The sequence below is a fragment of the Nonomuraea sp. NPDC049695 genome (genome assembly GCF_040674955.1).
Lineage (GTDB): Bacteria > Actinomycetota > Actinomycetes > Streptosporangiales > Streptosporangiaceae > Nonomuraea > Nonomuraea helvata.
In genome coordinates this window covers 101,553-109,552 of record NZ_JBFANV010000033.1, presented here as the reverse complement: position 1 = coordinate 109,552, position 8,000 = coordinate 101,553, and the positions used below count along the sequence as shown (strand labels likewise).

The following is an 8,000-nucleotide window of genomic DNA, read 5'->3' as shown; positions in this document are numbered from 1 at the left end:
GCCGGCCGGTTCAGGACCCGCTCGGCGATCACGAGCTCCTCCCGCTCGGCCTGGACCTCCTGCAACTGCCTGGGAACTCCTCAGCGAGCGTGTCCCTGAGCGGGCCGCACTCGCCGCCGACTCGGCGCGTCAGGGGCGAGCTCAACACCTGGTGGCCTTTGCAGCGCGTCGTGAGGCTGGGAGAACCCGGTGGCCTCCACGCTGGCTGGCCACCGGGTTTCTTGCTACGGCTGGCGTATCAACTTGTCGAGTCGGACCTGGTTGTGGATCAGCGGTAGTTGGGTTTGCGGCTTGTTGCCGATCACCAGCGGCCGCATCATCTCGATAGCGCCGCCCGTGCTCGCTCCGTCCTCGTGGGACATGATGTGGCAGTGCCAGACGGATGACCCACCGACGGTGAACTTGCCCGCCCAGACGGTGATGTAGTCGGGCGGGGCCACGAACGTTTCCTTCGGGCCGGTTTCGTAAGGAGCCGGTGGCACAAACTGTCCGATCTCCAACGGTATCTGGGTGCCGGTGTCTGGGTCGGTGTCGCTCCACTTGGTGACGGGCCAACGGCCGATCAGCCGCAGTTCGACGAGATGCAGGTGGATCGGATGAGAGTCTGGGCTGTGGTTGCGCATGGCCCATGCCTCGGTCGAGTTCAGCTGCGGTGTCTCGGTGGCCGTGTCCGCCGGCCCGTAGTTCAGCAGCTGGACCTTGTCCCCGAGCTGCGGGGCACCGGGGATGACCTCACCGGCCTGAACGGTCCGCAGCCTGGCTTTGGCGAGGATGGCTGCGGGTGGGAGTTGGTTGTTGCTCTCCGGCAGCGCACCCGGGACTCGGGAACGGTCTGGCGAGCTGGTCGAAGGGCCGACGTCGAACCGCATGAGCTGCGGAATCCCGGCCCCGTCGGGATCGACGCCATCCAGCGCGCCGAAGGGCGCCGGAGCATTGTTGGTCACCACCCACTTCTGTGAACGGTGACCGGTGAAGTCGATGACCACCTTGTACCGCTCGCCCGGGGCGACGAGCAGCTCCTTGACCACAGCGGGGTGAAGCAGGTACCCCGAGTCACCTGCCACCACGGTCATCTTGGGAGCAGCGGCCGTCGAGCCGCCGGTTTGCCTCAGGCTGAGGCGGTAGAAGCGGGAATCTGATCCGTTGATGAAGGTGAAGGTGTACCGCCGCGGTTCCACCGTCTGCTTCGGGGCGACGATCCCGTTGATCACCGGGAGGTCGCCGAAGAACTCGGGATCGGCGTGGCTGTAGCAGAGCGTCTTGTCGGCGTTGAAGGACTTGTCCTGCAGCACGTAGGCCTTGGCGAAGTCGCCGGTGGGCAGGCCGAACTGCTGCTCCCGCCGGTCGGTGTTGGGTATGAACCCGGCCAGCCCCTCGTACGCGTGGTACGAGGTCTGCGCGTCAATGTGGTCGTGGTACCACAGGGGTGCTGCGGCCTGGTTGTTCGGATAGTGCTGGGTCTGCGAGCCGCCGGGTGGGACTTCCACTCCGATGGGCGCGGGTGCTCCGTCGCTTTCGGCCGGCTGCAGGCCACCGTGACGGTGCAAGGTGAGCGTGTTGTCGTTGTTCGGCTGGTCGAACGGGAATATCTGGGTTCCCGCCGGCGGCAGGGCGTTGATCACCTTCACGTCGGCCGGCCGGCCTTGTCGCGTGATGATCGTTGGGCCGAGAAAGTCCATCTCGACGCCACCACCGCTGCCGCCGCTGCCCCCGCTGCCGCCGGCGCCGCCGCTGCCCCCGCTGCCGCCGCTGCCGCCGGCGCCGCCGCTGCCCCCGCTGCCGCCGGCGCCGCCGCTGCCGCCTCTGCCGGAAGCGCTGTAACCCAGCGTGGTTACTTCGGGCCAGTCGTTCGCTGGAGAGAACGAATGCGTACCCACGTGCGCGGTGAGGGTGTAATGATCACGGCCGTTGTGGGTGTTGTCAGGCGTCGCCACCTTCGGCTGCGGAACCTCATCCTGGTAGAACTCCACCTCCGGCGACGGACCGCATGGTGTGGATGGCTGCGCAACCACCCCGGTCGAGAATCCGGCAGCAACTGGCGGTCCGGCCCAGACCGGCGACCCGGTGCCCACCATGGCCACACTGGTGAGCCCTACCACCAGACGTTTGGCAGGTCGCCAGACCTGTAGACGCACTGTCGTGTTGTGCAAAGTACTTCCCCCGTAGACGCGAGCATGTCCCGAGTTCCGCGGAACTTCGGTGGCGGCCGCTGATCGTCAGGCCGCGTCGCTGATCCGATTCTGTGCTACGGGTGTGGTGTTTTCACGGAACCGGCGCTCCAGCGCGGCGCGCAGCTTGGACAGGGGAAGGGAATGTCGCATCCGCGCTGAGGTCTCGTACCATCAGCGTGCCGTCAGAGCTGGTCAGCCCTCCCGCACGAGGGTACCCGTGCGAGATCATCCCGCAGGTTGAGAAGCCGCCAGATGCGATCATGACTCCTCACCAGCGAGGGGTCACCGGTTCGCGAACCCAGTGCGGCCCACCTGCGTGAACACCCCGTTTCCCCATTGCGGACGGGGTGTGAGCGACCGACTCCCAAGCGGGTCCAACCGGAGGGGTTCGGGGCTGCAGGTCACCGAGGCCGGTGGCCCTTCCCTTTCCTCCTGGCCGGCGCGGCCCGGCGGCGGGAGCCATTCTGCGTGGATTTTTGCGCCTGCCGCTGTGCCGGCTTCTCCGCAGCGGAGGCAGGGGTACGGCCCCGCGAGCTGTTCACCGTCCGGCCGCGGACGATGCCGATGAAATCCTCCATCAGGTCAGTGGTCGCATCCGTGAGCCAGGCCAGCGCGACCTGAGACTGCGGCGCGTCCAGCACCGGCCGGTAAGTGAGATCCCTGCGGTGGTGGAGGCGTGCCAGCGACTGCGGGACCAGAAGAAGCCCGGCGCCGGAGGCCACCAGCTCGACCGCCTCCGCCGTCGTGGCCGGGCGGGTGAACGCGGGCAGCCCCGGCCGGACCGTCCACTCGATGGTGTCGTCCAGAGGATGGAGCACCTCGTCGTCGGCCAGGTCGGCGATGGTCACCTCGTCGGCGGCGGCCACCGCGTGGTCCTTGGGCACCACGACCACCGTGGTCTCCACGTAAAGAGGAATCACGCTGAGCCCGTCCCGGTCGACGGGCAGCCTGACGAATCCGGCGTCGGCGCCGCCATCCCGCAGGAGTCCCACCACCTCGGAGGCGGGAACCGTGGCCAGGGTGAGCGGCACGCCGGGCATCCTCTCGGTCCAGATGTTGGCCCATTTCGCAGGCGTCACACCGGGCACATACGCCAGCCGAAATGCCTTGCCGGTCTCACCATCAGTCACCTCGTCAGCGTACCGATGTCAGAGAACCCGTTCCGACTGACTACGCTTGGCCTCATGCCCTCGCCCAAACCGAAGACCGTCCAGACGATGAAGCCCGAGACCGCGGCCAAGAAGCTGGGCGTCCTCCTCTCGGCCACACCCGCCGAGTTCCAGGAGGGTGTGGTCTCCAGGGACGAGCTGAACGCGTTGCAAGCGACGCCACCCGCCTGGCTCGCTGACCTGCGTCGCAACGGCCCGCACCCGAAGCAGGTCGTCGCCGCGAAGCTCGGGGTCTCCATTTCCGGCCTGGCCAGAGGCGGGATCACCGAACCGCTCACCACCGCTGAGATCAACGCGCTGAAGGCGGAGAACCCGGCATGGCTGGAGCGCGAGCAGTCCGTCCAGGCCGAGACCCGCAAAGAAGCGCTCCGCCTCAAGCAACGCTAGACAGCTGACACACTCCGCGTCTCCCGACTCGAGACGTGCCCGATCGATGGGGTTGTGCGGTCGGTCCAGGCGCGGTGTCGGTGTTGCCCCCGTCCCGACATCTGGACCGCCGCCACGATGATGAGCTGCGCGCCTCGTGCTGGTTGACTGCCGGGATCGGCGGTTCGGAAACGGTCCGACGCCCTTGCGCAGCCCTGACCCAGTGGCGCACCACGCCGAACTTCAAGCTTGTGACCGCCGCGGACGTGCAGCTCATGCGGAGTCTGGCGCAGCGTGTCACCGCCATCCGCCCGGACCTGGTGAAGCGCATCGTTCGGCGAGCCGGCCTGGGACTGGGGCAAGGGGCACGCCGGCGCTGGTGCGGGCGGCCAGGGCCATTCATATGACGGTCGCCGGCCGCCGGTCGGACCACGTCGGCTCGGCGACGATCTGACGCAGGCGGATGTCGGCGCCTGGCCGCGGCGGCACGCCGAGGCCAGTTCAGCGGGGCCGACAAGACTGGCATCAGCCCAGACGGATGGGCACTAGCCGGCAAGGCGGTGGCGGGCGAGCGCGTCGTAGAACGGCTGGTGGTGCTCGGCGACGCGGCGTAGGTGCGCGTTCGTGTCGGGCGTCTCACGCCGCTGGGACGCCTTGGCCTCCAGCCCGCTGCTCTCGGCCACCTCCGCATGCCACCGATCCGTACGCCGCCAGTTCGTCCGCTGCCCGGGATCCCAGCTCATCGCCTCGGCCTTGAACTCCAGCCCGACCCGCTCACAGTAGGCCCGGACCGTCGCCTCCGGATCGGACACGAGATCGTCACCATCGATCACCAGTGGGACCTCGCCGATGGCCGACCGCACGGTTTCGAAAATGACGTGCAGGTACTCGAACCCGTACTCGTCCAGGGTGGCGTTCGGGTTCATGGCGTAGTGCGAGGAGATCGCCGCCCGCGGCTCTCGGATCATGAAGGTGTTGACGATGTCGCTGTACAGGCGCCCGTCCTCAAGCAGCGGCGTGTACGTGTAGTCGGAGGTCTCCTTGACGAACACCCGGCGCTCCTTGGCGTTGACCTCGAGGATCACGTCGAGCAGCTCGACCGCCGACGTGACCCGCCGGCCTGCCACCTCGAAGTGCCCGTCCGCCTGCAGGTACGAAAACGGTTCGTGGAGCACCTCGAGATCACCGCGCTCGAGCATGATGCGCAGGAACGCCGTGGACCGCGACCGAGGAACTGCCCACAGCACGATGGGCTTGGGCGCGGCGCTCATTGCGACCACGCAGTGGGTCGGCGGTCCCAGCGATGCTGGCGCAACCGCGCCATCAGTTCGTCGCTCAGTGGTTCGGCGTCGCTGGTGGCGATGTTGGCGTGCACGTGCGTGTGCTTGCGCATGCCGGGGATGACGGTGGCGACGTCGGGGTTCGCGAGGATGAAGCGGAGGGCGAGGTGGGGCATGGTCATGCCCTCGGGCACGATCCGCGCCAGCCGTTCGGCGCGCTCCACACTCGGGATGAGGTTCTCGGGCACGAAATAGGTGTTGCGCCAGTCACCTTCGGGCCAGCGGGTGTCCCGGGTGAGAGTGCCGGTGAGTGTGCCTTCGTCGAAGGGCACCCGAGCGATCACCGCGACGTCCAGCTCACGGCAGGCCGGGAACAGTTCGTCTTCGGGGGCCTGGTCGAAGATGTTGTAGATGACCTGCACCGCGTCGATCAGCCCGGTGCTCAGCGTCTGCAGGACGTTCCAGGGTTCCCATCGGTTGACGCTGATCCCGACACCTTTGATCAGCCCGCGCTCCTTCATCTCGGCGATGGCGTCCTGCCAGGACGCGTCGTGTGCCCAGGAGTCCTCCCAGACGTGGAACTGGAACAGGTCGACGGACGGCATGGCCAACCTTTCGAGGCTGCGGTGCAGGTATTCCCAGAGATGATCCGGTGGGTACACCTCGGCCAACTTGGAGTCGCGGGTGGATGGCCAGGTGCGATCCTTCGGTGGGGGCTTGGTCGCGAGGTAGAGGCGGCGGTCCGGGTGCCGCTTGACCAACTGCCCGAGCATCCTTTCGCTGTGTCCCCGCCCGTAGATCCAGGCGGTGTCGAAGAAGGTGCACCCGAGCCGCACGGCCTCGTCCAGCGCGGAGTTGCCGGTCTCGTCTTCGGCGCCGGTCCATCCGCCCTCGCCGCCGGCTATGCCCCACATCCCGTAGCCGATCTCGCTGACCTCCCAGCCCAGCCGGCCGAATCGACGCTCACGCATCGCTTTCTTCCTTTCATGTCTGAACGGCGGCCACTTCGCTCCAGCGGTTACCGCCCGAGCCGAACCGGGTCTGCTGCTCCACGTGGCCGGCGACCTGTGTCCGTTGAACCTGTACGACGCCCCGGTGCACGGACAGGGTCACGCTGCCGCTGACGTCGCCGACCAGCCGGTCGATCGCCGCTCGCGCCGCCTGCGCGGCCGGCTCGAACCACCGCCCCTCGTACATCGCGGCGCCCAGCACGGCGGCCAGCCGGTCGTAGAGTTCGTGGCCGGCCGCGTCAAGACTCGCCTGCATGATGCGGGTCCACGCGGGGGCGAGGACTTCCAGGCCGGGTGCCTCGTAGATGCCCCGGCAGACCGTACCGACGATGCGCCGCTCGACCACGTCGCGCAGCCAGACACCGTGCCGGGAGCCGATCGTGTTGGCCCGCGTCATCCATGCGACCGGATCGGGCCCGCTGCCGTTGACGTCGGTGACCCGTCCCTCGCGGAAAGCGACCGTGACGGTCTCGGGCTCGGCCGGGCCCTGCCCAGGCCACTTGCTCCACCGCGGGCAGAGGTGGCTGACCGGCGTTTCGAGGTCTTCCAGCTCCGCCGACTCGTGCGAGATGCCGGCGAGGTTGGCGTCGGTGGACCGCTCGGCACCGCTGCCCGGGTCAAGCGGCAGCCCGCGCTCGACGACGGCCGCCAGCATGGCCTCGCGATCGGGGAATCGCTCAAGGGCCTGCGGATTCGTCCACGGCTCGATGACCGCCAGTTCCGGCGCGACCTGGGCGCCGTAACGCGCGAAGCGGCGCTGGTCGTTGCCGCCGCCGACACAGCCGTGCGCGAATGCCCGGCAACCGTCCGCCCGCATCAATGGTGTCAGCTCGCTGACGAGCACGAAGCGCGCCGCACCGGTCGTGTTCCAGTAACCGCCGTCGTGGCGGGCACCGTACCGGAGCAGATCCGACGCCACGGCGGCCATTGACGAGCGTAAATCGATGACGACGGCCTCGTCCCCGAGTCTTCGCAGAGAAGCAGCGAGCGCGTCCATCACCGTACGGTCGGACTGACCGATGTCGGCGATGTAGTGCCGCGCCGGCGCGGATATTTCATGAAGCCAGACTCCGACCGCCAGGGCGGAAAGTCCTCCTGATTGGAATACTCCGGCACGCGCGTTGCCATTGGCTGACCGCACAACCTCCTCCTTGCGTGGGGTGATGGGCGTGACGCCGGACCTGAATACGCCGGCGGTCACCGACCCTACCCGCGGATGGCGGCCTTTCACGCCCGGCACGGAATGATCTCGGGACTGAAGCCGTTGCCGCCGGAGCCGACAAAGGTTCTGTATCGGCTTTTCTTCCGGTCCCATTCTGCCGACCGGACGTGCACTTATATGACCCATTGACGGTGGATCATCCGTGGCGTCCGACTGATCATTAGAGCGCTTCGGCAAGTTGTCACAAAAGAACGCGGCCCCGGATTAGCGGGCGCGGGCCCGGGTAACGCCGGGTATGCCTCTCGCGCCGTCACCGAGCCGCGCTTGCCCGGCTCGCCGTTCGTCATGCCGGCGTCGAGGCCCCCTGTCGCAAGACACGCGGAAGTCCGCCATCCCGCCAATCCGAATTTCAGCATGCGGCACATTCGCATTTCTGCAGGCCATACCGCCCTGCGCGGCGGCGTCCGAGCCGGCGGTGGCGACAGCCGGGGTTGCGGATCCCGGTTCTTTGCCCCAGGATGTGAGTAACCCGTAATAAGCCTGTTATTGGTTACTTTGATCGCACGTGCAGCACTCAGCCGACAGGAGGAGGAAGGAACACATGGTCACTGCACGCACGAGTCAGCACGTCATGAGCCATCACGCCGTCTCGAAGCCATCATCGGCGGCACGTCCTCGGAGAGCGTGACAGCACCGGTACGGCCCGCGGATCACCGCGCCCGCTCTCTCTTCTCATGCCTTACAGCTCACCGGCCGAACGCTATATCCGCATGATCGAGCTGGGACCGACATAGCCGGTCGGCTGCGCCCACTCGCCTGAGCCCGGCGTTTCCTTTGATATG

Annotated in this window: 6 protein-coding genes and 1 pseudogene; 2 read left to right on the top strand and 5 right to left on the bottom strand. The window is 67.5% G+C overall.

The features are described 5' to 3' along the window. Window positions 1-224: 224 nt before the first annotated feature. On the bottom strand, window positions 225-1,970 hold the full coding sequence (locus AB0J64_RS27170) for a multicopper oxidase domain-containing protein (RefSeq protein WP_364032351.1): 1,746 nt from the start codon (window positions 1,968-1,970) through the stop codon (window positions 225-227). A gap of 602 nt (window positions 1,971-2,572) precedes the next feature. Then, the gene (locus tag AB0J64_RS27165) at window positions 2,573-3,301 is read right to left on the bottom strand and encodes a LysR family substrate-binding domain-containing protein (RefSeq protein ID WP_364032348.1); all 729 of its coding nucleotides are present in this window, start codon (window positions 3,299-3,301) and stop codon (window positions 2,573-2,575) included. Window positions 3,302-3,355: 54 nt separating this feature from the next. On the opposite strand from AB0J64_RS27165, the gene AB0J64_RS27160 reads away from it, so the two are divergent. Further along, on the top strand, window positions 3,356-3,727 hold the full coding sequence (locus tag AB0J64_RS27160) for a DUF5997 family protein (protein ID WP_364032345.1): 372 nt from the start codon (window positions 3,356-3,358) through the stop codon (window positions 3,725-3,727). A 254-nt stretch (window positions 3,728-3,981) separates the two neighbouring features. Further along, window positions 3,982-4,090 (top strand): annotated as a pseudogene (locus AB0J64_RS27155) (GNAT family N-acetyltransferase); the annotation flags it as partial. 161 nt (window positions 4,091-4,251) lie between these two features. Here the strand turns inward: AB0J64_RS27155 and AB0J64_RS27150 are convergent. From AB0J64_RS27150 to AB0J64_RS27140, 3 genes are read right to left on the bottom strand one after another with little or no spacing between them, the layout of a single operon-like run. Further along, window positions 4,252-4,977, bottom strand: a complete 726-nt coding sequence (locus tag AB0J64_RS27150; RefSeq protein ID WP_364032342.1) for a sulfotransferase family protein — start codon at window positions 4,975-4,977, stop codon at window positions 4,252-4,254. Next, entirely contained in the window at window positions 4,974-5,957 is a 984-nt protein-coding gene (locus AB0J64_RS27145; RefSeq protein WP_364032339.1) for an aldo/keto reductase, read from the bottom strand. Before AB0J64_RS27145 ends, AB0J64_RS27150 begins: the two co-directional genes overlap by 4 nt. A gap of 13 nt (window positions 5,958-5,970) precedes the next feature. Continuing rightward, complete coding sequence (locus AB0J64_RS27140; protein WP_364032336.1) at window positions 5,971-7,311, bottom strand: argininosuccinate synthase domain-containing protein; 1,341 nt, start codon at window positions 7,309-7,311, stop codon at window positions 5,971-5,973. Window positions 7,312-8,000 lie beyond the last annotated feature (689 nt).

Excerpts from the sequence above, each read along its gene's own strand:
- AB0J64_RS27160 (WP_364032345.1), top strand. The coding sequence starts at position 3,356 with ATGCCCTCGCCCAAACCGAAGACCGTCCAGACGATGAAGCCCGAGACC.
- AB0J64_RS27150 (WP_364032342.1), bottom strand. The coding sequence starts at position 4,977 with ATGAGCGCCGCGCCCAAGCCCATCGTGCTGTGGGCAGTTCCTCGGTCG.
- AB0J64_RS27145 (WP_364032339.1), bottom strand. The coding sequence starts at position 5,957 with ATGCGTGAGCGTCGATTCGGCCGGCTGGGCTGGGAGGTCAGCGAGATC.
- AB0J64_RS27140 (WP_364032336.1), bottom strand. The coding sequence starts at position 7,311 with ATGGGACCGGAAGAAAAGCCGATACAGAACCTTTGTCGGCTCCGGCGG.